Source organism: Sphingomonas sp. M6A6_1c (assembly GCF_053345135.1).
In genome coordinates this window covers 186,991-211,613 of the sequence record NZ_JBKEZO010000004.1, presented here as the reverse complement: position 1 = coordinate 211,613, position 24,623 = coordinate 186,991, and the positions used below count along the sequence as shown (strand labels likewise).

Here is a 24,623-nt window from a genome sequence, read left to right as displayed (position 1 = left end):
TGGAGGGGGCTCGCCGCAGACGCTGCGCTCGTGGAGGCCCCCCTCCGTCACGGCTGCGCCGTGCCATCTCCGCGTGCCGGGGAGGAATTACGGCAACGCTTGCCTATATACCCCGCGGCGCTTTATTCGCGGCTCCCTTAACCAACCTGAAAGTCCATCATGTCCGCCATGTTCCGTATCACGCTGCCCGACGGTTCCGTCCGCGAGGTTGCGCCCGGGACTACCCCGGCGGACGTCGCCGCTGCGATCGGTCCCGGCCTCGCCAAGGCGGCGCTCGCCGCGCGGATCGATGGGCAGGTGCGCGATCTCAACCGGCCATTCGAGGGCGACACCAACCTCGCTCTCGTCACCGCGAAGGACGAGGCGGACGCGCTCGAACTCGTCCGCCACGATCTCGCGCATGTGATGGCCGAGGCGGTGCAGCATCTGTTCCCCGGCACGCAGATCACCTTCGGCCCGGCGACCGACGACGGCTTCTATTACGATTTCGCGCCGAAGGACCGCCCCTTCACCGAAGAGGACCTGCCCGCGATCGAGGCCGAGATGCGCCGCATCATCGCGAAGAACGAGCCGTTCACGCGCGAAGTGTGGACGCGCGAGCAGCTCATCGAAACTTGGGAAAAGCAGGGCGAGACCTTCAAGGCCGAATGGGCCGCCGAACTGCCCGACAACGAGGAACTGACGATCTATCGTCAGGGCGCATGGCTCGACATGTGCCGCGGGCCGCACATGGCGTCGACCGGCAAGCTCGACCCACAAGCGTTCAAGCTGACGCGCGTGTCGGGCGCCTATTGGCGCGGCGACCAGAAGAACGCGATGCTGAGCCGCATCTACGGCACCGGCTGGCTCAACAAGAAGCAGCTCGACCAGCATCTCTTCATGCTGGAGGAGGCGGCGAAGCGCGACCATCGCAAGATCGGCCAGGAGATGGACCTGTTCCACCTCCAGTCGGAAGCGCAGGGTTCGGTGTTCTGGCATCCCAAGGGCTTCCTCCTGTGGCGCCAGCTCGAAGCCTATATGCGCCGCCGGCTCGACGCCGCCGATTACGCCGAGGTGAAGACGCCGCAGCTGATGGACGCCAAACAGTGGGAGCAGTCCGGCCACTGGGGCAAATATCGCGAGAATATGTTCGTCGTGCCCGACGAGGTGCCCAATACCGAGGATGAGGGCGCGGTCCTGTCGGGCGAGGGCGATCTGATGGCGCTCAAGCCGATGAACTGCCCGGCGCACGTGCTGATCTTCAAACAGGGGATCAAATCGTATCGCGACCTGCCGGTCCGCATGGCCGAATTCGGCTGCTGCCACCGCAACGAGCCGCACGGCGCGCTGCACGGCATCATGCGCGTCCGCCAGTTCACGCAGGACGACGCGCATATCTTCGTGCGCGAGGACCAGTTGGTCGACGAGGTGCGCAAGTTCTGCGAGCTGCTCGACTCGGTCTACCAGCATCTCGGCTTCGATTCTTACGCGATCAAGCTGGCGCTGCGGCCCGAGAAGCGCTTCGGCTCGGAGGAGATGTGGGACTGGGCGGAACAGTCGCTGCGCGACGCGGTCGCCGCGACCGGCCGCGACACGCCCGAATATGGCTGGGAGGAACTGCCGGGCGAGGGCGCCTTCTACGCGCCCAAGCTCGAATTCCACCTGACCGACGCGATCGGCCGGACGTGGCAGGTCGGCACGATCCAGACCGACACCGTGCTGCCCGAGCGACTCGACGCCAGCTATGTCGGCGAGGACGGCAATCGCCACCGCCCGATCATGCTCCACCGCGCGATCCTCGGCACGTTCGAGCGGTTCATCGGCATATTGATCGAGCATCACGCCGGCCGCTTCCCGCTCTGGCTGTCGCCGGTGCAGGCGGTGGTGGCGACGATCGTCTCGGATGCCGACGGCTATGCCGAAGACGTGGCGGCGACGCTGCGCAAGGCGGGTATCCGCGTCGAGACCGACCTGCGCAACGAGAAGATCAACTACAAGGTGCGCGAACATTCGGTGGCGAAGGTCCCGGTGCTGCTCGTCGTCGGCAAGCGCGAGGCGGAGGAGGGCAAGCTCGCCGTCCGCCGCCTCGGCAGCCAGGCACAGCAGATCGTGACGGTCGACGAGGTGGTCGCTATGCTGCGCGAGGAGGCGACTCCGCCCGATCTGCGCTGATGGAGGTGTCATGACGATCCTGCAGGCGATCCATGCCGGTACGATCCCACAGCGGCTCACCGTCGATCAGGTCTATGACCTGACCGCCGCGGGCGTGTTCGCGGAAGACGACAATTTCGAGCTGATCGACGGGGAGATCGTACCGATGGCGGCGGCGAAGGCGGATTGGCACGAGCTCATGAAGTCGCGGCTGACACGGGCGTTCGTGCGGGCCCTGCCGGACGACCTGCGGCTGTTCGTCGAGCCCTCGGTTACGCTGTCGCCGGTCCGGCTCCTCGAACCCGATCTGGCGATATGGGCCGTCGGTGGCCTGCCGCGACAGGTTAGGGGGCCGGATCTCGTGCTGGTGATCGAGGTCGCCGACAGCTCGCTGGGTTACGACCTGCGCGTCAAGGCGCCGCTTTACGCGGAACACGGCGTTCGCGATTACTGGGTGGTCGACGCCGTACGACAGACGATCCGCGTTCATCGTGCGCCGGTTGACGGGATGTATACCGACGTCGAGGAGTTCGAAGCCGACCAGCCGGTGGCCGCGTTGCTCGCCGGCGTGACGATCCGATTGAATGACCTCGACTAGCCTTCAAATCTGCTCGGTATTCGCCTATATAGCGAGCAAACCACCACAGGAGCTATACCCATACGTCCTCCCATGATGCGCCGACCGAATCAGGCGCCGCCAATGAATGGCCCTCGTTTCAACGAGTGGATAGTCAGCCCCAAGGTCCGCGTGATCGACCATGAGGGCGAGAATCTTGGCGTGATGTACACGCGCGAGGCGATGGCGCAGGCGCAGGAACTCGGCCTGGATCTGGTCGAGGTGTCGCCGAACGCCGATCCGCCCGTCGCCAAGTTCCTCGACGTCGGCAAGTTCAAATACGAGGCGCAGAAGAAGGCGAACCTCGCCCGCAAGTCGCAGAAGACGCAGGAGATCAAGGAGATCAAGATGCGTCCGAACATCGACGACCACGATTACGACACCAAGATGAAGAAGGTCGTCGAGTTCATCGAAGAGGGCGACAAGGTCAAGGTCACGATGCGCTTCCGCGGTCGCGAGCTGAGCCACGGCCAGCTCGGCATGGCGGTGCTTCAGCGCGTCGCGGAGCAGGTCGCCGAGGTCGCCAAGGTCGAGGCCTATCCGCGCATGGAAGGCCGTCAGATGCTGATGGTGCTCGCGCCCAAATAATCCCGCCGATCCGGCACCTGCCGCGACGTCAAGGATTTTTCGAACACCGGGTCCGGCAACGGGCCCGGTGTTGCGCATTGGCGACACTTGGTTCGAAAATGCGAACCCCAACCACAAATTACTAGACGCTCACACCTGCGCGACCCTAGCCTCAAAAGAAAACCCGATATTCGAAAATCGAAATCGGCAGAGGAGAGGATGACCATGCGCCTTACTGCGTATCTGCTGTCGGCAGCGACGATCGCAATTGCCTCGCCCGTCATGGCGCAGAACAATTCGCCCGAACCGTCGAGCCCGGCGACCCAGACCACCTCGCCGACCGCGGCGGGGTCGGTCGCGCAGGACGAGGGCGATCAGGGGGATATCGTCATCACCGCGCAGGGCCGCGCCCAGGCGCTGTCCGACGTGCCCGTGGCGGTGTCGGCGATCACTGCGGAGACGTTGCAGAATTCGGGTGCCAGCGACATCCGCCAGCTCAACCAGCTCGCACCCTCGCTGCTGGTGTCCTCGACCGGGTCGGAATCGAACGGCTCGGCGCGTATCCGCGGCATCGGCACGGTCGGCGACAATCCCGGGCTGGAAAGCTCGGTCGCGGTGTTCATCGACGGCGTCTACCGCTCGCGCTCGGGCATCGGCCTCACCGAACTCGGCGAGATCGACCGCGTCGAGGTGCTGCGCGGTCCGCAGGGCACGCTCGGCGGCCGCAACTCCTCCGCCGGCCTGATCAGCATCATCAGCAAGGCACCCTCGTTCCAAGGCTTCAGCGGCGGTGCCGAGGCGACCTACGGCAATTACGATTTCTACCGTTTCTCCGGCAACCTCAACCTGCCGCTCAGCAAGACGATCGCGGCGCGGATCGACGGCGTCTACGTCAAGCGCGACGGCTTCTATCGCGATTATACCAACAACACCGACGTCAACGACCGCAACCGCTACTTCCTGCGCGGCCAATTGCTGTTCGAGCCGAGCACCGACGTCACCTTCCGCCTGATCGGCGACTATACGCATCGCGACGAGAAATGCTGCGCCGCCACCTATGTCGACCGCAGCGTCAACGAGGCGGTGGGCAATCTCAACAATCCCGCCGCATCGGTCAACGCCGGCCTCGCGGCGGGCGCCAACGGCAACAACATCGTCAACGTCATCCGCGACCTCGGCCAGCCGCTCGGCCTGGTCACCAGTCCCGGCTACAGCCGAGACGTGTCGGTGAGCGCCGGCCGCAGCTTCGCCGGCATCACCAAGGATTGGGGCGTCTCCGGTCAGCTCGACTGGACCTTCGGCACCACCAAGCTGACCTCGATCACCGCATACCGCGATTACGATTCGGATCAGGGATCGGACACCGACTATAGCCGCGTCGACATCCTCTATCGCGCCGCCAACGGCGATTCGGCGCGCCGCTTCCGCACCTTCACACAGGAACTGCGCCTCAACGGCTCGCTGTTCGCCGACAAGCTCGACTGGCTGGTCGGCGGCTTCTTCGCCAACGAGGATCTGCGCGTTCTCGATAACCTGCGCTTCGGCAGCCAATATGGCCGTTTCGCCACCTGCCGCCTCGTCTCGGGCAGCGCGCTCGCCCAATTCTACGCGCCGGGCAACACGGGCTGCCTCAGCGCGACCGGCCGCGCGGTGCTCAGCGGGGTCGTGCCGGGCGTCGCTTCGCCGTTCGGTGCGGCCGGGCGGACGATCGTCGGTGCGATCGACACGCTCGACGGCATCAACGACAAGGGCTCGACCCGCGACGTCTACAACCAGAACAGCCGCAACTGGGCGATCTTCACCCACAATATCTTCCACGTCACCGACACCGTCGATCTGACGCTCGGCGCGCGCTACACCAACGAGCGCAAGAAGTTCGACGCGAGCTTCACCAACGACAACGTCGGTTGCGTCACCACCCAGAACTCGCTGTTGCCGCTGCTGGCGAACCCCGGTCTGGCGGCGACCGCCGCCGGCATCATCGGTCTCGCCTGTCAGGGCAACAACACCGCCGAGCTGAACGGCGTGTCGATCAACAGCCGGCGCAAGGAAGACCGTTTCACCGGCACCGCGATCCTGTCGTGGAAGCCGATCGACGACCTGCTGCTCTACGGCAGCTATTCGCGTGGCTATAAGGCAGGCGGGTTCAACCTCGATCGTTCGGCGCTCAAACAGCCGGTGCAGACCTTCGCGCAGCTCGGCGGCGCGCAGGCGCTTGCCAACTCCCTCCAGTTCGCGCCCGAGACGGTCAATTCGTTCGAGGTCGGCGCGAAATACGGCACCGGTCCGTTCACCTTGTCCGCCGCGGCATTCATCCAGGACTTCAGCAACTTCCAGCTCAACACCTTCAACGGCACGGTCTTCCTCGTGCAGAACATCAACGGCTGTTCGTCGAGCCTCAACGGCGGCGACCGCGACCAGAGCAAATTCCCGGCGGCGAGCAACTACAATGCCGCGGCGACCAGCAGCGGCGTCTGCCCGTCGGGCGACGTCGGCTATGGCGTCCGCGCCAAGGGCGTCGAGCTGGAGGCGTCGCTCGTCCCGGCACGCGACTTCCGCGTCAGTCTCGGCCTGACCGTCACCGACACCAAATACCGCAACCAGCTGGTCGGCAGTTCGTCGGGCGCGCCGCTCGACCAGGCGCTACGCCTGTTGCCGGGGCGGACTTTGTCCAACTCGGCGGACATCGTCGCGACCTCGTCGGCGTCGTGGACGCCGCAGCTCGGCGGCGGCTATTCGGCGCTGTTCTACGTCGATACGCGCATGACCAGCGACTATAACACCGGGTCCGACCTGTTCCCGCAGAAGGCGCAGGACGGCTATGCCATCGTCAACGCCCGCATCGGCCTGCGCATGCCGGACGAGCGGATCAGCCTGGAATTCTGGGGCCAGAACCTGACCAACGTCGATTACGCGCAGGTCGCGTTCAATTCGCCGTTCCAGGAAGGCGCGGCGAATGCGGCGTTCCAGGATCCGCAATATCCCGGCGGTCGCCAGCTCTTCTCGCAATATCTCGCCGAGCCGCGCACCTATGGCGCGACGATCCGCGCACGCTTCTGATCCGCAGCGGCAACGGAGAATAGCCCGTTGCCGCCCGCATTACCGGGGGAGGGGGCCGGCCGCAGCGATGCGCGCCGGCCCTTTTTACGCCGCCATCTCGACCATCTCGCCGATCGCCGCGGTGCGCAGCCGGCGTTCCAGCGTCTTCAGCCGCGCCGCGGCGGTGATCCGGTCGCCGGTCAGGTCGGTGACGTAGAACGTGTCGACCGCGCGCTCGCCATAAGTGGCGACATGCGCCGAATGCAGCGTCACCTTCGACTGGAACAGCGCCTGTGCGAGCTGGTTGAGCAGCGCCGGCCGGTCGCGCGCATTGACCTCGATCACCGTGAAGCGGTTCGAGGCGTGATTGTCGATCAGCACGTTGGGCTCGATCTCGAACGCATCCGCGCGCGTTCGCGCCGCCGGCTTGGCGACGAGCCGGTCGGTCAGCTTGCCGCGATTGGCGAGCGCATCCTCGATCGCCATCTTGAGCCGTTTCAACTGGTCGAGATCGTCGAACGGCCGCCCGAACGGGTCCTGGACGAGGAAATTGTCGATCGCCATGCCGTCGCGCGTGGTGTGGATGCGCGCGTCGATGATGTTGCCGCCCGCGACATGGATCGCGCCGGCGATCCGGTAGAACAGGCCGGGATGATCGGCGGCGTAGATCGTCACCAGCGTCGCGCCGCGCGTCGCATAGACCTGCGCGTCGATCGACAATTGCGCCTCGCCCGCGGCGGCGATGAAACGGGCGTTGTGCGCGAGCACGTCGTCGGGCTCGGCGATCCAATAGGCCTCGGGGAAGCGGCGGACGAAGGCTGCGAACCGCTCCGGCTCCCAGCCCAGCGTCGCCTGTAGCGTCTCCTGCCGCGTCGCGATCCGCTCGGCGCGCCCGCGCTGCTTGTGGCCGAGCCGCAGCACCTCCTCCGCGCCCTCGTAGAGGTCGGCGAGCAACTGGCGCTTCCAGCCGTTCCAGGTGCCCGGCCCGACCGCGCGGATATCGACGATGGTCAGCACCAGCAGCAGCCGCAGCCGCTCGGGGCTCTGCACCACCTCGCAGAAGTCGAGGATCGTCTTGAAATCCGACAGATCGCGCTTGAACGCGGTCGCCGACATCAGCAAATGCCAGCGCACCAGCCACGCCACCGTCTCGGTCTCGGCGGGCGACAGGCCGAAGCGCGGGCAGAGCCGTTCCGCCACCTCCGCGCCGAGGATCGAATGGTCGCCGTCGCGCCCCTTGGCGATGTCGTGCAGCAGCACCGCGACATAGAGCACGCGCCGCGACACGATATGCTTGATGATCGCCGAGGCGAGCGGGTGGTCGTCCTTGAGCTCGCCCTGGTCGATCCGCGCCAGCAGCCCGATCGCGCGAATCGTGTGTTCGTCGACGGTGTAATGGTGGTACATGTCGAACTGCATCTGCGCGACGACGCGGCCGAAATCGGGCACGAACCGGCCGAACACGCCCGCCTCGTTCATCCAGCGCAGCACCAGTTCGGGATCGCGTGGGGACGTCAGCACGTCGAGGAACAGCGCATTGGCGCGGGGATCGCGGCGGTGGCGCGCGATCAGCTTGGCGTCGCGCGCCGCGGCGCGCATGGCGAGCGGATGGATCTCGACCCCGTGCAGGTCGGCGAGCTGGAAGATCTCGATCAGCCGCACCGGGTCTTCGCTGAAATACTCGTCGCGCGGCAACGCCAGCCGGCCGCGATCGAGCACGAAGCCGTGCAATTTGTCCGGCCGCCGCCGGATCGTCGGCAGCCCGAACCGCCGCCCGCGCGCCGCGAACCGTTCGTCGAGATGCGCCAGGAATACACCCGTCAGGTTGCCGACCGTCTTCGCCTGGAGGAAGTAATATTGCATAAAACGCTCGACCGCCGGCTTGCCGGGCCGGTCGGAGAAGCGCATCCGCGTCGCGATCTCGCGCTGCACGTCGAAGGTCAGCCGGTCCTCGGCGCGGCGCGAAACGCTGTGCAAATGGCAGCGCACCGCCTGCAGGAAATTGTCGGCACGGTGGAACAGGCGATATTCCGCCTTGGTCAGCAGGCCGACCTCGACCAGATCGGCCCCGCGCTGGACGTCGTGGATGTATTTGCCGATCCAGAACAAGGTGTGGAGGTCGCGCAGCCCGCCCTTGCCCTCCTTGACGTTGGGTTCGACGACATAGCGTGTGTCGCCCATCTTGCGGTGGCGCGCGTCGCGTTCGGCGAGCTTGTCGGCGATGAACTGGCGTTCGGTGCCATGCTGCACCTCCGCCTTGAAGCGCTTCGCCGCCTCGTCGTAGAGCGTGACGTCGCCGGTGACGTAGCGGGCCTCGAGCAGGGCGGTGCGGATCGTCACGTCGCCCTTCGCCTGCCGCACCATCTCGTCGAGCGAACGGCTGGAATGGCCGACCTTCAGCGCGAGGTCCCACAAGGCGTACAACATCGATTCGATGACCTGCTCCGCCCATGGCGTCTGCTTGCCCGGGGTCAGGAAGCCGATGTCGACATCGGAAAAGGGCGCCATCTCGGCCCGGCCGTAGCCGCCGACCGCGATCAGCGTCAGCCGCTCGCCCGTCGTGGGATTGGGCAGCGGGTGGAGGCGCTGCGTCGCGAGATCGAACAGCAGGCGCAGCAACTGGTCGGTGAGATAGGCCTGCGCGTTCGACGCCTCCAGCCCGCGCGACGGATGCGTCGCGAGCCGGCGCTGGATCTCGGCGCGTCCCTCGGCGAGCGCCTCCTTGAGGATCGCGGTTGCCTGGGTGCGCAGACCGATGCCGCCGCCCTCGATCGCGGCGATCCGGTCGGCGAGCGCGCGGCGATCGACGATCGCGCGGCGGTTGGGGAGGTGGTCGAAACGGCGCTGCATGGCGGCGGGGTATAACCGCGAGAGGGTTAAGGGGACATGGGGTTTGGGGGAGGGTGCTAAAGTCCTCCCCCGCCAGGGGGAGGTGGCACGCCGAAGGCGTGACGGAGGGGGAGGACAGGGCGGGAGAGAAGTAATGAAGCTCCCACCCTGTCCTCCCCCTCCACCACTCGGCTTACGCCGAGCGGTCCCCCTCCCCCTTGCGGGGGAGGACTTGGGCTTACCCCTCCCGCGCCAGCGCCTTCAGCCGATACAGCGTGTCGAGCGCCTCGCGCGGGGTCAGCGCGTCGACGTCGAGCGATTCCACCTCCGCGCGGATCGCGTCGCACGTCTGCTCCTCCGCCACCTGCGCCGCGGCGAACAGCGGCAGATCGTCGAGCCCCGCCGCCAGCCCGCCGGTCTTGGCGCGGCCCGCCTCCAGCTTGGCCAGCACCGCCTTCGCGCGCGCCACCGTCGCCGGCGGCATCCCCGCCAGCCGCGCGACGGCAAGGCCGTAGCTCCGGTCCGCCGGCCCGGTGCTGAGCTCGTGGAGCAGCACCAGCTCGCCCTTCCACTCGCGCGCGCGGACGTGGTGCAGCGTCAGCGCCTCGCAGCGCTCCGCCAGCCGGGTCAGTTCGTGGTAATGCGTCGCGAACAGGCAGCGGCAGCGATTGTCCTCGTGGATCGCCTCGACCACCGCCCAGGCGATCGCCAGACCGTCGTAGGTCGAGGTGCCGCGACCGACCTCGTCGAGGATGACGAAGCTGTTGGGCGTCGCCTGCGCGAGGATCGCCGCGGTCTCGACCATCTCGACCATGAAGGTCGACCGGCCCCGCGCGAGATTGTCCGACGCGCCGACGCGGCTGAACAGGCGGTCGACCATGCCGAGCGTCGCCTTCGTGGCGGGAACGTAGCTGCCGGTCTGCGCGAGCACCGCTATCAGCGCATTCTGGCGCAGGAAGGTCGATTTGCCGCCCATGTTCGGCCCCGTCACCAGCCACAGCCGCGAATCGGGGGTGAGCGTGCAGTCGTTGGCGACGAACCGGTCGCCCGATTTCGCCACCGCCGCCTCGACCACCGGATGCCGCCCGCCGACGACGTCGAAACAGGGATGGTCGGCGAGCGCCGGCCGCGCCCATTGCCCCTCCGCGGCACGCTCGGCGAGCGCGGCGGCGACGTCGATCCGGGCGAGCGCGTCGGCGGTGGCGGCGATCGCCTCGCGATGCGCGAGTGCGGCGGCGGTCAACTCCTCGAGGTGCGCGGCCTCGGCGGCGAGCGCATGCGCACCCGCCTGCGACACGCGCGCGGCGACCTCGTGCAGCGCCGGTGTGTTGAAGCGGACGACGCCCGCCAGCGTCTGGCGATGGGTGAAGCCGCTGTCGGGCTTCATCAGCGGATCGGCGGACCGCGCCGGCACCTCGACGTGATAGCCGAGCACGTTGTTGTGACGTATTTTGAGCGTGGCGATGCCGGTCGCCGCCTTCATCTCCGCCTCCAGCGCGGCGATCGCACGGCGGCCGCCCGCGCCGGTGTCGCGCAATTCGTCGAGTGCGACGTCATAGCCCGCGGCGATATAGCCGCCGTCGCTCGCCTCGATCGGCGGCGCGGGGACGAGCGCACGCTTGAGCAGGTCGATCAGCGCGCCGTGGCCGCGCAGCCGCGGCATCACCCGCTCCAGCAGCGCCAGCGGCGCGTCGATCTGCGCCAGCCGTTCGCCGAGATGCCACGCGCCGTCGAGCCCGTCGCGAAGCTGCCCCAGATCGCGCGGTGACCCGCGTCCCGCCGCCAGCCGCCCGAGCGCGCGACCGATATCGGGCAGCGCTCGCAGCGCCGCACGGACCTGCTCGCGCTGGCCGGTGGCGTCGTGGAAATGCTGGACGAGATCGAGCCGCGCATCGATCGCGGCCTTGTCCATCAGCGGCGCGCCGAGGTCGCTCGCCAGCAGCCGCGCGCCGGCGCCCGTCACCGTCCGATCGATACAGTCGAGCAGGCTGCCCTTGCGCTGGCCGCCGGTGGTGCAGGTCAGTTCGAGGCTCTCGCGCGTCGCCGCGTCGATCGCCATCGTCTCGGCGGCCTGGCTGAGCCGCGGCGGGCGCAGGAAGGGCAGGGCGCCCTTGGCGGTATGCTCCAGATAGGCGATCAGCCCGCCCGCCGCGGCGAGCCCGGCGCGGCTGAACTGGCCGAACCCGTCGAGCGTCGCGACGCCGAACAGCGTCTTCAGCCGCGTCTCGCCGCTGCCGCTGTCGAACGTCTGCTTCGGCCGCAACGTCGTCGCCGCCTCCGCCTGTTCGGCCGCCTCCGATGCGACCACCTCCGCCGCGCCGAGACGCGCCAGCTCGGCACCGAGCGCATCGAGCGAGCAATCGATCACCTCGAACCGTCCGGTCGAAACGTCGGCGGCGGCCAGCGCCACCGCGCCCGCCGCCTCGCCGATCGCGACGCACCAATTGTCGCTGCGCGAATCGAGCAATGCCTCCTCGGTCAGCGTGCCGGCGGTGACGACGCGGACGATACCGCGCGATACCAAGGCCTTGTAGCCGCCGCGCGCCTTGGCCTCGGCGGGCGTCTCGGTCTGCTCGGCGATCGCGACGCGATGGCCCGCCTTGATGAGGCGTTGCAGATAGGCGGTGGCGGCATGGATCGGGACGCCGCACATCGGGATCTTGTCGCCGTCATGCTCGCCGCGCGAGGTCAGCGCGATGTCGAGCACGCCGCTGGCGATGCGCGCATCGTCGAAGAAGAGCTCGAAAAAATCGCCCATGCGATAGAAGAGGAGGCAATCCTCCGCCTCGGCCTTCAGCGCGAGATATTGCGCCATCATCGGGGTGGGGGTGGTCATTGGGGAAAGATCAATCCAGAAGGCGGGCGCCGTGGCGGACGGAGAGGATGTGAACGGCCTCGTCCACGACGTGATAGCGAATGATGTACGGCGGTACCGAGGTCAATTCCCGCAAGCCGTCGCCGGTCGGCCGTCCCCGTCGAGGAAAATCAACCAGACTTTGCCCGAGTGCGATCAGACGACTGCCGGTTTTCGCGGCAGCGCTGGCATCGAAACGTTTGATGTAGACAATGATCGCATCGATGTCATCGAGCGCCTCTTGGCGCCAGATGACGCTAGCCATCCTGTTGCGCAAGCCATTCCGCGAAAGGCACCTGGCCCGGCTCGCCCCAGGTCCGCAGCCATTCGCCGACTACGACATGATCGACGCCGTATCCCGACGCATAGCCGGCCTTCGCCCGGACGAAGTCATCGCGCGTCGGTCGGCGCGCATTACGGGGCGGTATCTGTGCCTCGGGCGTCATGCGAGCAACATAACCCCTACCGCCGCGGGTTGAAAGCCCGGCCCGAACCGGTCAAGAGCCGTAGCGTCAGCCCGTCAGAGAGGTCCCCATGTCCGACGAAGCGTCCGTCCAATTCTCCGAGCGCGAGGCGCTGCTGTTCCATTCGGAGGGGCGTCCCGGCAAGATCGAGATCATCGCCTCCAAACCGATGGCGACGCAGCGCGACCTCGCGCTCGCCTATTCGCCCGGCGTCGCGGTGCCGGTGCAGGCGATCGCCGACGATCCCGCGATGGCCTATGACTATACCGCCAAGGGCAATCTGGTCGCGGTGATCTCGAACGGCACCGCGATCCTCGGCATGGGCAATCTCGGCGCGCTCGCGTCCAAGCCGGTGATGGAAGGCAAGGCGGTGCTGTTCAAGCGCTTCGCCGACGTCGATTCGATCGACATCGAGCTGAAGACCGAGGACGTCAACCGCTTCATCGACGCGGTCGAGCTGATGGAGCCGACCTTCGGCGGCATCAACCTCGAGGATATCAAGGCGCCCGAATGTTTCATCATCGAGCAGACGCTGCGCGAGCGGATGAACATCCCGGTCTTCCATGACGACCAGCACGGCACCGCGATCATCGCTTCGGCGGGGCTGATCAACGCCTGCCTGCTCACCGGCCGCCGGCTGTCGGACGTCAAGCTCGTCGTCAACGGCGCGGGGGCGGCGGCGATCGCCTGTACCGAGCTGATGAAGGCGATGGGCGTGCGCCACGACAACGTCATCATGTGCGACAAGACCGGCGTCATCTACCAGGGCCGCGAGGACGTGAACCAATGGCAGTCGGCGCATGCCGCCAACACCACCAAGCGCACGCTGACCGAGGCGCTGGAGGGCGCGGACGTGTTCCTCGGCCTGTCCGCCGCAGGCGCGCTCAAGCCCGAGATGGTCACGCATATGGCGCCGTCGCCGATCATCTTCGCGATGGCCAATCCCGAGCCGGAGATCCGCCCCGAACTCGCCAAGGCGGCGCGCCCCGATGCGATCGTCGCCACCGGCCGGTCGGATTACCCGAACCAGGTCAACAACGTGATCTGCTTCCCCTTCATCTTCCGCGGCGCGCTCGACGTGCGGGCGACCGGCATCAACGATGCGATGAAGATCGCCGCCGCCAATGCGATCGCCGAACTGGCGCGCCAGCGCGTGCCCGAGGAAGTGGCGGTCGCTTACGGCGTGCAGCACAGCTTCGGCCCCGAATATATCATCCCGTCCCCGTTCGACCCGCGGCTGATGGAATTGGTGCCGTCCGCGGTCGCCAAGGCGGCGATGGATTCGGGCGTGGCGATCAAGCCGATCCTCGACATGGACGCCTATCGCCAGACGCTGCGCGCGCGGCTCAACCCGACCACCTCGGTGCTCAGCCTCGCTTATGAGGGTGCGCGGGCGCGGCCGAAGCGCGTGCTGTTCGCCGAGGGCGAGGAAGAGGTGGTGCTGCGCGCCGCCATCTCGTTCAAGGAAGGCGGCTATGGCACGCCGGTGCTGGTCGGCCGCGACGACGTCTACGACCGGTTGAAGGCGCTGGGCGTCGCCAACCCGCAGGAGTATGAGGTCCACAACAGCCGGCATTCGCCGCTGGTCCCGAAGATGGTCGATTTCGTCTACGGTCGGCTGCAGCGGCGCGGTTATCTGCGCCGCGACGTCGAGCGGATGATCAACCAGGATCGCAACGTCTTCGGTGCGGCGCTGCTGCAATTGGGCGAGGCCGACGTGATGATCACCGGTATCACCCGCACCTGGGCCGAATCGATGCGCCAGGTGAAGCGCGTGATCGATCCCGAGGCGGGGCGCACTCCGTTCGGCATCCACGTCCTCGTCGGCCAGAGCCACACCGTGTTCATCGCCGACACGACGGTCAACGAGCGGCCGACCGGCGAACAGCTCGCCGATTTCGCCGAACAGACCGCGCAGGTTGCGCGCCGCATGGGCCACGAACCGCGCGTCGCGATGCTGAGCTATTCGACCTTCGGCAATCCCAAGGGCGCCTGGGTCGACAATATCCGCGAGGCGGTGGGCGTGCTCGATCAGCGCAAGGTCGGCTTCGAATATGAAGGCGAGATGCCGCCCGACGTCGCGCTCAACCCGCGCCAGCTCGCCAATTATCCGTTCGCGCGCCTGTCCGGGCCGGCCAACATCCTGATCATGCCGGGCCTGCAATCGGCGCATATCTCGGCCAAATTGCTCCGCGAGCTGGGTGGCGACAGCGTCATCGGCCCGATGCTGATCGGCATGGAAAAGCCGGTGCAGATCGCGCCGATGACCTCGACCGCCAGCGAGCTGGTGACGCTCGCGGTGCTCGCGGCGGGCGGCATCGCGCGCTAGTCGCGGGGCGGGGTGCGGCTCGGCCTCACGCTCCGCCGCCTTCGGCGTCTTTTCCCTCTCCCGCCGGGAGAGGGAAGGAGGCGCGAAGCGCCGGGAGGGTGAGGGTGATGCGCGTTGGTCGCGCCTAGGCGTCGATGCTGGTCCCCACCGCGGCGTGGACCAGCCCGCCGTCGACGGTGATCGTCTCGCCGACGACATAATCGCCCGCGCGGCTGGCGAGATAGATCGCCGCGCCCGCCATATCCTCGTCCACCCCGATGCGGCCGGCAGGGATGCCGCGCGCGATGGTGTCGCCGTGGTCGCGGGCGGCCTTGTTCATGTCACTCGGGAAGGCGCCCGGCGCGATCGAGGTGACGTTGATCGCATCGCGCACCAGTCGCGCCGCCATCCGCTTGGTGAGATAGATCAGCGCCGATTTCGACGCGTGATAGCTGTACGTCTCCCACGGATTGAGCCGCTGGCCGTCGATCGAGGTGATGTTGATCACCTTGGCGGGCCGCGCCGGCGTTCCCGCCGCCTTGAGCAGCCCGTACAGCGCCTGCGTCAGGAAGAAGGGGGATTTGACGTTGAGGTCCATCACCTTGTCCCAGCCGGCCTCGGGAAATTCCTCGAACGGTACGCCCCAGGCGGCGCCGGCATTGTTGACGAGGATGTCCAGCCGCTCCTCGCGCTCGCCGAGCTGTGCGGCGAGCGCCTTGCAGCCGGCGACGGTGCTGACGTCCTGCGGCAGCGCGATGCAATCCGGTCCGAGTTCGGCGGCGGCGGCCTCGCAGATGTCGGCCTTGCGCGAGGAGATATAGACCTTCGCCCCCTGCGCGACGAAGCCCGCCGCGATCATCTTGCCGATACCGCGACTGCCGCCGGTGACGAGCGCGACCCGGCCGTCGAGCCGGAAGAGGGTGTTGGTGTCCATATGTCTCTCTCCTTTGTCGTCACCCCGGCTCGAGGCCGGGGTGACGGATGTTCACCCGCCGCGCTTCATCGTCTCGCGGGCGATGATGACCTGCTGGATCTGGCTGGTGCCTTCGTAGATGCGGAACAGGCGGACGTCGCGATACAGCCGCTCGATGCCGTAATCGGCGATATAGCCGGCGCCGCCGTAGATCTGCACCGCCTTGTCGGCGACGCGGCCGACCATCTCGCTGGCGAAATATTTCGCCGCCGCCGATTCGAGCACGACATCGTCGCCGCGATCCTTCGCCGCGGCGGTCTCCATCACCATCGCCCGAGCGACCAGCGCCTCGGTCTTCATGTCGGCGATCATGCCCTGGATGAGCTGGTGGCTGGCGATCGGCTGGCCGAATTGCGTGCGGCTGCCGGCATAAGCGACGCTGTCGGCGATCAGCCGCTCGGCGACGCCGACGCAGACCGCGCTGATGTGCAGCCGGCCGCGGTCGAGCACGCGCATCGCGATCTTGAACCCCTCGCCCTCGGCGCCCAATCGGTTGGCGGCGGGGACGGGGACGTCGTCGAAATGCACGTCGGCGACCTTCGCGCCTTTCTGCCCCATCTTCTTCTCGGGTTCGCCGATGCTGATGCCGGGCAGGTCCTTGGGCACCAGAAAGGCCGAGACACCGCGACCGCCTTTCTCTTCGCCGGTGCGCGCCATCACCGTGAACAGCTGCGCGCGATCGGCATTGGTGATGTAGCGCTTGGTGCCGGTCAGCCGGTAGACGTCGCCGTCCTTGACCGCGCGCGTCTTCACCGATCCCGAATCGCTGCCGACATCGGGTTCGGTCAGCGCGAAGCTGGTGACGATCTCGCCGCTGGCGATCTTCGGCAGCCACAGCGCCTTCTGTTCGGGGGTGCCGGCCATCACCAGCCCCTGGCTGCCGATGCCGACGTTGGTGCCGAAGGTCGAGCGGAAGGCGGGGGTCGTCCGCCCCATCTCGATCGCGACGCGGCATTCCTCGACCATGTCGAGCCCGAGCCCGCCATAATCCTCCGCGATCGACAGGCCGAACAGGCCCATGTCCTTCATCTCGGCGACGATCCCCTCCGGGATCGCATCCGCCGCCTCGACCTCCGCCTCCAGCGGGCGGAGCCGTTCGGCGACGAACCGCCGGACGGTGTCGATCAGCGCTTCGAAGGTATCGGGGTCGAGGGCCATGTCGCTTCCACTGCCATTTGATCGGCCGAGAGGTAATGCGATGCGACGGACGCTGCAAACCCGAAATTCTAAAAGTCGCATCCTCTCCTATAGTATCGCCATACTGGGATGGCGGGCACCGACCATCTCCACCCCGTTGCGCCAGACCCGTTCCGGGGTCCACCCCGCGGCGAGGAGAATGGCAGGAGGAGCGGGCCGCACGCCCGCGGGCCGGTGGACCCTGGAACCAGTCCGGGGTGACGGGGCAGTAGAAGCGATCGATCGCGCCTCGGGGACGCCGCTCTTGCGCCGCGCTGTCACCAGCAGCGAAAACGACAGGAAACCACCCCGATTCCGCCTCTTTACGCCGTTCATCCGCCAGAAAGGGACAGGGCTGCGGACACGGTTCGTCGTCTCGTCGGCGCCGCAACACCGTTCGTCTCTTATGGTTCCCGCGGCCATTGGAGAAAAGCAAAGTCGCTTGTAGCGACATCCTCGACAAACGGGTTTTCGACCGGGGGGTCAGCAAATGACTGTAAAGACGTGGGCAGCGCGTGTTGCGCTGGTGATTTCGTGCGGCCTGATGACTGCCACCCCGGCGATGGCACAATTCTGGCAGTGCGCGCCTTATGCCCGTGAGATCTCCGGCATCGATTTGCACGGCAATGCCAATACCTGGTGGGGCCAGGCCGCCGGCCGCTACGAGCGGGGCCATGCGCCCAAGGTCGGCGCGGTGCTCGCCTTCCAGTCGACCCACCGCATGCGCGTCGGCCATGTCGCGATGGTGTCGCAGGTCGTCAGCGACCGCGAAGTGCTGCTCACCCACGCCAATTGGTCGCGCCCCGGCGGCATCGAGCGCAACGTCCGCGCCGTCGACGTCTCCGCCGCCGGCGACTGGAGCGAAGTCAAGGTCTGGTACGGTCCCAACGGCGGCCTCGGCACGTCGAGCTATCCGACCAACGGCTTCATCTATTCGGGCCACGCCCCCGCCGCGGATACGGACGCCGCACCGGCAGCCGCCCCCGCCATCGACACCAGCATCATCGCCACCGCCGCCGCCGTTCCGGTGGTGCCCGTCTCGGGGCAGTAAGCGCAACGCCCCTCCGATCGTCATCCCGGCGAATGCCGGGACCCACGGACACGGGCGGCGCGACGGAGCGCGAAACGACGGCGATCACCGCAACCATGGGTCCCGGCATCCGCCGGGATGACGAAGGGCCGGCGGCTCCCTCAACCCGCGCGGAACGTCATCGCCACACCGTTCATGCAATAGCGTTTGCCGGTCGGCTTCGGCCCGTCGTCGAAGACATGGCCCAGATGCCCGCCGCACTGCCGGCAATGCACCTCCACCCGTTGCATCATCAGCGATCCGTCGGTGCGCGTCGCCACCGCATGCGGCAGCGGCGCGTAGAAACTCGGCCAGCCCGTACCGCTGTCGAACTTGGTCTGCGAGGCGAACAACGGCAGCGCACAGCCCTTGCACGCGAAGCGCCCGGCGCGATGCTCGTCGTTGAGCGGACTGCTGAACGGACGCTCGGTGCTCTCGTGGCGCAGCACCGCCCATGCCTGATCGCCGAGCTTCTTGCGCCACGCGGCATCGCTCATCGCGACGGGGAAGCGCTCGGCTGCGGCGGCAGGCGCGCTGCGGCAGCCCCATAAGGCCGCCCCGGCGATACCGGCGGCAGCGAACGACAGAAGCGAGCGGCGGGAAGGATCGTGAACCATTACCGTGATATAGATATCCGCACGGTCCCCCGCATCCCCTGCACGGGCGGAACAATGGGGCGCGGGAGCCATTACCCCCGTTCCGTCACCCCGGACTGGTTCGGAGGTCCACTTTGCGGCGGGGAGGGCGGCCCGAGGCTCCGGCCGCGGACCTGTGGCCAGGTGGACCCCGGAACGGGTCCGGGGTGACGAAGCGCTGTGGCCAACCGCCCGGACCCCACCCGGCCCGCGGCGGGATCAGGCGCCGATGCCGAAGCTGCGCATCACGCCGATATGATCCGACAGCCGGTCGCCATCGGCGAGCGTTCCGAAGCTGCGCGTCTGCCCTTCGGCGGCGATCGTGCCGCGATAGGCGACGACGGTCTTGGCATGCGCGAGCGTCGGCGTCGGCGCGATCGCCCGGCACGATGCGCCACAGGCGGTTTCCGACGCGGCGATCGTCAGGCCGTCGCCGGCGACCAGCGCCTGCGCCAGATAGGCCTGACGCTCGGGATCGTTGCCGACGTTGAAGTCGCCGGCGAGCACCACCGAGGCGCCACCGCCGCCGACCGCGCCGATGAACGCGCGCAGCGCATCGGCCTGGCGCTGATAGGCGAACAGGCTGCGGTCGTTGCCGACGCCCGAGGCGGCGCGCGCGTTGAGATGCGTGTCGACCACCACCAGCGGCGCGGCGCGGCCGGGCACGCGCAGCGCCACCGCCAGCATCCCCTTGTTGGCGAGGCAATCGTAGCCCGCGCAGGCGAAGCGCGGATAGGCGACGCGCTTGGCCCAGAGGATCGGATAGTCGGAGAAGATGGCGAGGCCGCTGTCCTCGCGCGCGCCCTCGGTCTCGCCATGCCACAGGCTGGCCCTGGCGACGAAGGCGCGCTCGGCCGGGGTCGTCGCCGGGGCGCCCGCTTCGTCGGCGCTGGGGCCGTAGGCGACGTAGCGGTAACCGGCGTTGGTGCCGATCGCCTTCTGCGCGTCGCCGAACGCCTCCTGCACCGCGACCACCTGCGGCCCGTCGCCGCGATCGTGCATCGCGCGCAGCTCGGCGGCGATCGACGCGGCGGCGGCGCCGCGTCCGTGGGTCAGCGGCCAGGGCAGGCCCTCGACATTGTAGGACAGCAAGGTGACCGGTCCGGCGGCGGGGGCGGCGTGGAGCACGTTGCGCTCCACCGCCATCACCGGCCTGGGCTCGGCGAGACCGGTGACGAGCAGCACCGTCGCCAACATCACCACCCCAGGTATCCGCCGCATCGTCGCCACTCCCCTTATGCCGGAACCTTATCTAGGCTCGAGCGTGTGACGCGGTGACGTAGGCGCGATGACAAGCGCGTCATCTGCGGAATTATTCTTGCGGCGTCGCTCCCGACCGTTCGTTCGCCAGCCCCGTCGATACCCGTTACCGGGCGACGCGATCAGCCCGCCCGGCGCTTCCAGAACGGCTTGGCGCTGCCCGATTGCAGCACGCCGCGGCGGAACAGGCGCGCGCCGAGCGTGATGAAGATCGTCACCCACAGCAATTGCCATGCGATCGCCGCGACATGCGGCCACCAGTCCGGCGAGGTCGCGGCACGCCCGGCCATCGCGAACGGCGACGACAGCGGGAAGAGCTGCGCGGCGGTGGCGACCCAGCTGTCCGGCCGGCTGGTGCCGGCGAGCGCCAGCGCCAGCATCCCCATCTGCACGATCGAGATCGGCAGCGCGAGCATCTGGATCTCGCGCGGCGTCGATGCCTGCGCGCCGACCACCAGAAAGGCCGAGCCGAGCAGCAGATAGGCCATCGTGAAATAGACGAGGAACAGCGCGACGAACGCCGGCATGCCGACCGCCGCCTGGATCGCCAGCGACGACGCCACCTCGGGCGGCAGCAGCATGCCGAGCCGCGAAATGATCGTCCCCCAGAACACAACGAACAGCACCGCGACCCCGAACATGCCGAGCAGCTTGCCGAGGAACACGCTCTCCAGCGGCACCGCGGCGGCGAGCACCTCGATCACCTTGTTGTTGCGCTCCTCGGCCATCGTGCCGACCACCTGGCTGGCGAGGAACAGGTTGAGCAGGAACACGCCGAACACCGCGAACGAGGCGGACTGGCGGCGATTGCCCGCCGATCCCCGCGGCCGTTCGGTCGGCGTCTTGGTCGCGGTGATCCGCGTCGGCGTGCCGCCCAGCCGCTCCGCCGCGATCGTCTCGGCGGCAAGCAGCGCGAGATAATCCGCGGCGCGGCCGCCGCGCGGCCCGTACAGCACCTGCGGCCGGTCGAGCGCGCCGTAAAGCACCGCGCTCGCCTCGAACGCGTCGCTGGCGAAGGCGGCGTGCGCCTGTGCGGCGGGATCGCGATCGGGCCGCTGCGTGACGAGCACCGGCGGCGCCTCGTCGTCGCGGCGGAAGGCGGTGCGCAGCCGCGTGTCCGCCGCCGCCATCGTCCGCGCCGTGGCATCGGGCAGAATCGCGACGATCCGCGACTTGTCGGCGCGGCTGTCCGCGACGCTCGCCGCGCCGATGCCGCCGATCGCCGAGAACGAGCCGAGCAGCACCGGCGCGAGCAGGAACAGCAGGAAGACGGGCGTGAACACGGTCGCGACGAAATCGCGCCGCGCGATCGTCAGCGCCTGGCGGAAGGTGCGAACCGCATTGCTCATGCCGCCTCTCCCGCGTCGGTCGCCTTGCCGACGATGCGGACGAAGGCGTCGTGCAGCCCGGGTCGCTCGATCGACAGTCCGCCGATGCCGTAGCCGCGATCGATCAGCGTCACCAGCAACCCCTCGATCCCCTCCGCCGGAAGCTGGAAACGCCAGCCGGCCCCGCCCTGCACCCCAGCGTCCGCCACCGCGTCATGCGGCAGCACTTCGGCGATGGCCGCATCGGGGTGCGTCGGCAGATAGCGTACCCGGCTCGGCAGCGTGCCGCGCGCGTCGTCCACCGTCCCCTCGAACCGCCGCTTGCCGCCGGCGATGATCGCCAGCCGGTCGCAGACGCGCTCGGCGTGCGCCATGATATGCGTCGAGAACAGCACCGTCGCGCCGCGGTCGCGCTCGGCGAGGATGAGCGCCTCCAGCTTTTCCTGATTGACCGGATCGAGCCCCGAAAACGGCTCGTCGAGCACCAGCAGATCGGGCCGATGCACCACCGAGCCGAGCAATTGCACTAGCTGCGCCATGCCCTTGGACAATTTCTTGATCTTCTCGTCGACCGCATGGCCGAGCCCCGCCGCCTCCATCAGCTCGGCGGCGCGCGCACGCCCCGTCCGCCGGTCGAGTCCGCGCAGCGCGCCCATGAAGGCGATCGCGTCGCGCGCCTTCATCGACGGATACAGGCCGCGCTCCTCGGGCAGATAGCCGACCCGGTCGCTCGCCTCGCGCGGCGCGAAATGGCCGAGCACCGATCGTCGCCCCTCGTCGGGCTCGATGATGCCGAGCAAAGTGCGCAGCGTCGTCGTCTTGCCCGCGCCATTGGGCCCGAGCACGCCGTAGATCGCGCCGCGCGGCACCGCCAGATCGATCCCGTCGACGACGCGCCGCTCGCCGAAGCGCTTCACCAGATGCTCGGCGAACACCGCCAGATCGTCAGCCAAACACCCGTCCCCCGTCCGACCCCAGGCTGCGCCACGCATCCCGAACGCGATGCGTGTGTTGCCGTGGCGCTTGTGGTAGCGGGCGGAGGTGTCCCAACACAAGCAGCAAGCCGAAATCGAACGCCGGATCAAGGCGAAGGCGGCCGAACTCGGCTTCGTCGCCTGCGGCATCGCGCGCGCCGATGCCGCGCCGCGGACCGCCGGGCGCTTACGCGAATGGCTCGCCGAAGGGCGCCACGGCGACATGATCTGGATGGAGGAGCGCGCGCATCACCGCGGCTCGCCCGCCGGGCTGTGGCCCGAGGTGCGCAGCATCGTCGCGCTCGGCATGAGCTACGCCCCCGCCGCCGATCCGCTGCGGCTGGCCGGGGAGGGCGAGCGTGGCCGCATCTCGGTCTATGCGCAGGGCGGCGATTATCACGACGTCATCAAGAAGGCGCTGAAGGCGCTCGGCCGCTGGCTGGCACAGGAGGCGGGCTGCGACCTCAAGGTCTTCGTCGACACCGCGCCGGTGATGGAAAAGCCCTTGTCGGAGGCGGCCGGGCTCGGCTGGCAGGGCAAGCACACCAATCTGGTCAGCCGCGCGCATGGCAGCTGGCTGTTCCTCGGCGCGATCTACACGACGCTCGACCTCGTACCCGACGTGCCGGGCCGCGACAGTTGCGGCTCGTGCGACGCCTGCCAGCGCGCCTGCCCGACCGACGCCTTTCCGACGCCCTATCGGCTCGATGCGCGCCGCTGCATCTCCTACCTGACGATCGAGCATGCCGGCCCGATCCCGCACGAATTCCGCGCCGCGATCGGCAACCGCATCTACGGCTGCGACGACTGCCTCGCGGTCTGCCCGTGGAACAAGTTCGCGGCGACCGCGGCGGCGAACATCGCCTTCCACCCCCGCGCCGAACTCACCACCCCCGCGCTCGCCGACCTGCTCGCGCTCGACGACGCCGACTTCCGCCAGGTCTTCGCCGGCTCCCCGATCAAGCGCATCGGCCGGGGCCGCATGGTCCGCAACGCCGCGATCGCCGCCGGCAACAGCGGTGAGCCGGCATTGCTGCCGGTGCTGGAGCGACTGTGCGGCGACGACGACCCGGTGGTGGCAGAAGCCGCGGGCTGGGCGGCGGATCGACTGCGTACGCTGGGGTGAAGTTTGATCGCTGTCGGTGGATGACGAACGGTCCGCGTTCGTCGAGGCGAGGGGCGATTTGGGGCATCCGACTGCTATTTCCGAAAGCGATCGTTGATCGGAGATAATGAGGGTTAGCTGACCGGCGCGTTGCTCGACAGGTTCACCAACCACGACACTATTCTGACCGGAAACGGTGCCGGCTGCCGCCTCACACAGCCAAGGGACGCCGGCGCCGACTCCAAAGTAAAACCAAGCCAGTGATTTCGTCCGCCGGGCACCGGCGACATCCTGAGTCCCTAACTCCCGGGTCAGGGCGGCAACGAATTGCGAGGCGCCCTGATCAACATGCTCCTCATCTTGTCAGTGCGCACATCGACTGAGCAGTTTTTTTGCTCCGCCGTTAGCGCAAGATGTTGTTTACATAAGAAATATTATTTACGGAATATGCAAAATACAAATGGATTTTTATCGGCTTTCATGTTCAATTAGGTTTATTGTTTCGATCGGAGATGGTGCCGTGCTGATTGTCGCACTGCTTTCTTTGATGGGCCTTGCTAATCAAATGCCGAACAAAGAACGTCGCGAAGCGATGTTTGATGACATTTGGAGTAAGGCTATCCCACGATTTGAGCATCGCGAGATCGCGCGTGGAATACGTCGACCGATAATAAGTGAACTTCATCATGCGGTGGGCTCCCGCCCAAAAGTTAAATCAGATTTAGCAGACGAGGCGAAAATCTCAGCAACCTTCGGTAGAAACGGGGTGGGGCCTGACAAATACAATTACCATCGTTTCACATGCAGGCGTGGTCTTTGTGAAATTGTGATAATTACCAGTAGAGTTTTGCCAGATAATAGGGCGGGCAGGATATTTGAGGGAATTAATAGATCAAGCGGGTATCTTTGCCCCAAAAGTCGATGTGTTGCTGTCGCAATAATGGCAGCGGGCAAATGGAAGGTCGATGGCACGTCACTATTAATTTATTTTGTTCCCCGAGGTTGAAGCTTTTTATAATAGGGAGTAAGTATCGTGATGATCAAAACGTCATTCGTCGCAATATCCTTATTTTGGGCAGTTGCGGGTTATGCTCAGTGGTACCGCGATCCAAACTGCAAATATTGTGATCTACAGTCCGCAATGGGGGATTGGTATCAATGTACGCAGGCGAGTAGTAATCATGGCAGTCGGGCGACCGGGCCATACAAGGATTGCAAAACTACAGCACGCCAAGTAGACCGTCAGGGATACTCTACGAATGAATGCACCGGTTCGGAAAAATGCGGCCCCGACCC

18 protein-coding genes are annotated in these 24,623 nt (G+C 67.2%); 8 read left to right on the top strand and 10 right to left on the bottom strand.

Annotated features, from left to right (window positions below):
• Positions 1 to 159: 159 nt before the first annotated feature.
• From thrS to ACLBWH_RS09615, 4 genes are all read left to right on the top strand, one after another.
• A complete protein-coding gene (thrS, locus tag ACLBWH_RS09630; RefSeq protein WP_447798465.1) occupies positions 160 to 2,151 on the top strand; it encodes a threonine--tRNA ligase in 1,992 nt (663 codons plus the stop codon).
• Positions 2,152 to 2,161: 10 nt separating this feature from the next.
• Positions 2,162 to 2,728, top strand: coding sequence for a Uma2 family endonuclease (locus ACLBWH_RS09625; RefSeq protein ID WP_447798463.1), 567 nt, complete (start codon positions 2,162 to 2,164; stop codon positions 2,726 to 2,728).
• 72 nt (positions 2,729 to 2,800) lie between these two features.
• Positions 2,801 to 3,334, top strand: coding sequence for a translation initiation factor IF-3 (infC, locus tag ACLBWH_RS09620; RefSeq protein ID WP_037534495.1), 534 nt, complete (start codon positions 2,801 to 2,803; stop codon positions 3,332 to 3,334).
• Between the two features lie 204 nt (positions 3,335 to 3,538).
• Positions 3,539 to 6,373 carry a TonB-dependent receptor gene (locus ACLBWH_RS09615; RefSeq protein WP_447798461.1) on the top strand — a complete coding sequence of 945 codons (2,835 nt, stop codon included), beginning with the start codon at positions 3,539 to 3,541 and terminating at the stop codon, positions 6,371 to 6,373.
• An 84-nt stretch (positions 6,374 to 6,457) separates the two neighbouring features.
• Here ACLBWH_RS09615 and ACLBWH_RS09610 read toward each other — a convergent pair whose 3' ends face one another.
• The 4 genes from ACLBWH_RS09610 to ACLBWH_RS09595 form a co-directional block, all read right to left on the bottom strand.
• Positions 6,458 to 9,202 carry a [protein-PII] uridylyltransferase gene (locus tag ACLBWH_RS09610; RefSeq protein ID WP_447798459.1) on the bottom strand — a complete coding sequence of 915 codons (2,745 nt, stop codon included), beginning with the start codon at positions 9,200 to 9,202 and terminating at the stop codon, positions 6,458 to 6,460.
• Positions 9,203 to 9,419: 217 nt separating this feature from the next.
• Positions 9,420 to 11,999, bottom strand: coding sequence for a DNA mismatch repair protein MutS (gene mutS, locus ACLBWH_RS09605; RefSeq protein ID WP_447798814.1), 2,580 nt, complete (start codon positions 11,997 to 11,999; stop codon positions 9,420 to 9,422).
• Positions 12,000 to 12,027: 28 nt separating this feature from the next.
• Positions 12,028 to 12,300, bottom strand: coding sequence for a type II toxin-antitoxin system RelE/ParE family toxin (locus ACLBWH_RS09600; RefSeq protein ID WP_447798457.1), 273 nt, complete (start codon positions 12,298 to 12,300; stop codon positions 12,028 to 12,030).
• The gene (locus ACLBWH_RS09595) at positions 12,293 to 12,481 is read right to left on the bottom strand and encodes a hypothetical protein (protein ID WP_038662940.1); all 189 of its coding nucleotides are present in this window, start codon (positions 12,479 to 12,481) and stop codon (positions 12,293 to 12,295) included. Before ACLBWH_RS09595 ends, ACLBWH_RS09600 begins: the two co-directional genes overlap by 8 nt.
• An 88-nt stretch (positions 12,482 to 12,569) precedes the next feature.
• Here ACLBWH_RS09595 and ACLBWH_RS09590 point away from each other — a divergent pair, with 88 nt between their 5' ends.
• The gene (locus ACLBWH_RS09590; RefSeq protein ID WP_322850336.1) at positions 12,570 to 14,828 is read left to right on the top strand and encodes an NADP-dependent malic enzyme; all 2,259 of its coding nucleotides are present in this window, start codon (positions 12,570 to 12,572) and stop codon (positions 14,826 to 14,828) included.
• Positions 14,829 to 14,952: 124 nt separating this feature from the next.
• On the opposite strand, the gene ACLBWH_RS09585 is transcribed toward ACLBWH_RS09590, so the two are convergent.
• Together ACLBWH_RS09585 and ACLBWH_RS09580 are read right to left on the bottom strand one after the other, a co-directional pair.
• Positions 14,953 to 15,741 carry an SDR family oxidoreductase gene (locus ACLBWH_RS09585; protein WP_322850337.1) on the bottom strand — a complete coding sequence of 263 codons (789 nt, stop codon included), beginning with the start codon at positions 15,739 to 15,741 and terminating at the stop codon, positions 14,953 to 14,955.
• 51 nt (positions 15,742 to 15,792) lie between these two features.
• On the bottom strand, positions 15,793 to 16,938 hold the full coding sequence (locus ACLBWH_RS09580; protein WP_322850338.1) for an acyl-CoA dehydrogenase family protein: 1,146 nt from the start codon (positions 16,936 to 16,938) through the stop codon (positions 15,793 to 15,795).
• A gap of 508 nt (positions 16,939 to 17,446) precedes the next feature.
• Here ACLBWH_RS09580 and ACLBWH_RS09575 point away from each other — a divergent pair.
• On the top strand, positions 17,447 to 18,007 hold the full coding sequence (locus tag ACLBWH_RS09575) for a CHAP domain-containing protein (protein ID WP_322850339.1): 561 nt from the start codon (positions 17,447 to 17,449) through the stop codon (positions 18,005 to 18,007).
• Between the two features lie 140 nt (positions 18,008 to 18,147).
• On the opposite strand, the gene msrB is transcribed toward ACLBWH_RS09575, so the two are convergent.
• The 4 genes from msrB to ACLBWH_RS09555 form a co-directional block, all read right to left on the bottom strand.
• Entirely contained in the window at positions 18,148 to 18,642 is a 495-nt protein-coding gene (msrB, locus tag ACLBWH_RS09570; RefSeq protein ID WP_322850340.1) for a peptide-methionine (R)-S-oxide reductase MsrB, read from the bottom strand.
• Between the two features lie 237 nt (positions 18,643 to 18,879).
• A complete protein-coding gene (locus tag ACLBWH_RS09565; protein WP_447798453.1) occupies positions 18,880 to 19,881 on the bottom strand; it encodes an endonuclease/exonuclease/phosphatase family protein in 1,002 nt (333 codons plus the stop codon).
• A gap of 161 nt (positions 19,882 to 20,042) precedes the next feature.
• Positions 20,043 to 21,269, bottom strand: a complete 1,227-nt coding sequence (locus ACLBWH_RS09560; protein ID WP_447798452.1) for an ABC transporter permease — start codon at positions 21,267 to 21,269, stop codon at positions 20,043 to 20,045.
• Positions 21,266 to 22,240 (bottom strand): ABC transporter ATP-binding protein, encoded by a 975-nt coding sequence (locus ACLBWH_RS09555; protein WP_416222433.1) that lies wholly within the window; start codon positions 22,238 to 22,240, stop codon positions 21,266 to 21,268. The genes ACLBWH_RS09560 and ACLBWH_RS09555 overlap by 4 nt, the downstream gene beginning before the upstream one ends.
• A 49-nt stretch (positions 22,241 to 22,289) precedes the next feature.
• Here ACLBWH_RS09555 and queG point away from each other — a divergent pair, with 49 nt between their 5' ends.
• Both queG and ACLBWH_RS09545 read left to right on the top strand, forming a co-directional pair.
• A complete protein-coding gene (gene queG, locus ACLBWH_RS09550) occupies positions 22,290 to 23,348 on the top strand; it encodes a tRNA epoxyqueuosine(34) reductase QueG (RefSeq protein ID WP_447798450.1) in 1,059 nt (352 codons plus the stop codon).
• Between the two features lie 439 nt (positions 23,349 to 23,787).
• The gene (locus tag ACLBWH_RS09545; RefSeq protein ID WP_447798448.1) at positions 23,788 to 24,333 is read left to right on the top strand and encodes a hypothetical protein; all 546 of its coding nucleotides are present in this window, start codon (positions 23,788 to 23,790) and stop codon (positions 24,331 to 24,333) included.
• Positions 24,334 to 24,623: the final 290 nt, after the last annotated feature.

What these genes read in the sequence shown, in the direction of transcription:
- ACLBWH_RS09625 (WP_447798463.1), top strand. Translation starts at nt 2,162, where the DNA reads ATGACGATCCTGCAGGCGATCCATGCCGGTACGATCCCACAGCGGCTC.
- msrB (WP_322850340.1), bottom strand. Translation starts at nt 18,642, where the DNA reads ATGGTTCACGATCCTTCCCGCCGCTCGCTTCTGTCGTTCGCTGCCGCC.
- ACLBWH_RS09615 (WP_447798461.1), top strand. Translation starts at nt 3,539, where the DNA reads ATGCGCCTTACTGCGTATCTGCTGTCGGCAGCGACGATCGCAATTGCC.
- ACLBWH_RS09590 (WP_322850336.1), top strand. Translation starts at nt 12,570, where the DNA reads ATGTCCGACGAAGCGTCCGTCCAATTCTCCGAGCGCGAGGCGCTGCTG.
- ACLBWH_RS09575 (WP_322850339.1), top strand. Translation starts at nt 17,447, where the DNA reads ATGACTGTAAAGACGTGGGCAGCGCGTGTTGCGCTGGTGATTTCGTGC.
- ACLBWH_RS09585 (WP_322850337.1), bottom strand. Translation starts at nt 15,741, where the DNA reads ATGGACACCAACACCCTCTTCCGGCTCGACGGCCGGGTCGCGCTCGTC.
- thrS (WP_447798465.1), top strand. Translation starts at nt 160, where the DNA reads ATGTCCGCCATGTTCCGTATCACGCTGCCCGACGGTTCCGTCCGCGAG.
- mutS (WP_447798814.1), bottom strand. Translation starts at nt 11,999, where the DNA reads ATGATGGCGCAATATCTCGCGCTGAAGGCCGAGGCGGAGGATTGCCTC.
- ACLBWH_RS09565 (WP_447798453.1), bottom strand. Translation starts at nt 19,881, where the DNA reads ATGCGGCGGATACCTGGGGTGGTGATGTTGGCGACGGTGCTGCTCGTC.
- ACLBWH_RS09595 (WP_038662940.1), bottom strand. Translation starts at nt 12,481, where the DNA reads ATGACGCCCGAGGCACAGATACCGCCCCGTAATGCGCGCCGACCGACG.
- ACLBWH_RS09610 (WP_447798459.1), bottom strand. Translation starts at nt 9,202, where the DNA reads ATGCAGCGCCGTTTCGACCACCTCCCCAACCGCCGCGCGATCGTCGAT.
- ACLBWH_RS09580 (WP_322850338.1), bottom strand. Translation starts at nt 16,938, where the DNA reads ATGGCCCTCGACCCCGATACCTTCGAAGCGCTGATCGACACCGTCCGG.
- ACLBWH_RS09545 (WP_447798448.1), top strand. Translation starts at nt 23,788, where the DNA reads ATGGATTTTTATCGGCTTTCATGTTCAATTAGGTTTATTGTTTCGATC.
- ACLBWH_RS09555 (WP_416222433.1), bottom strand. Translation starts at nt 22,240, where the DNA reads ATGCGTGGCGCAGCCTGGGGTCGGACGGGGGACGGGTGTTTGGCTGAC.
- ACLBWH_RS09600 (WP_447798457.1), bottom strand. Translation starts at nt 12,300, where the DNA reads ATGGCTAGCGTCATCTGGCGCCAAGAGGCGCTCGATGACATCGATGCG.
- infC (WP_037534495.1), top strand. Translation starts at nt 2,801, where the DNA reads ATGATGCGCCGACCGAATCAGGCGCCGCCAATGAATGGCCCTCGTTTC.
- ACLBWH_RS09560 (WP_447798452.1), bottom strand. Translation starts at nt 21,269, where the DNA reads ATGAGCAATGCGGTTCGCACCTTCCGCCAGGCGCTGACGATCGCGCGG.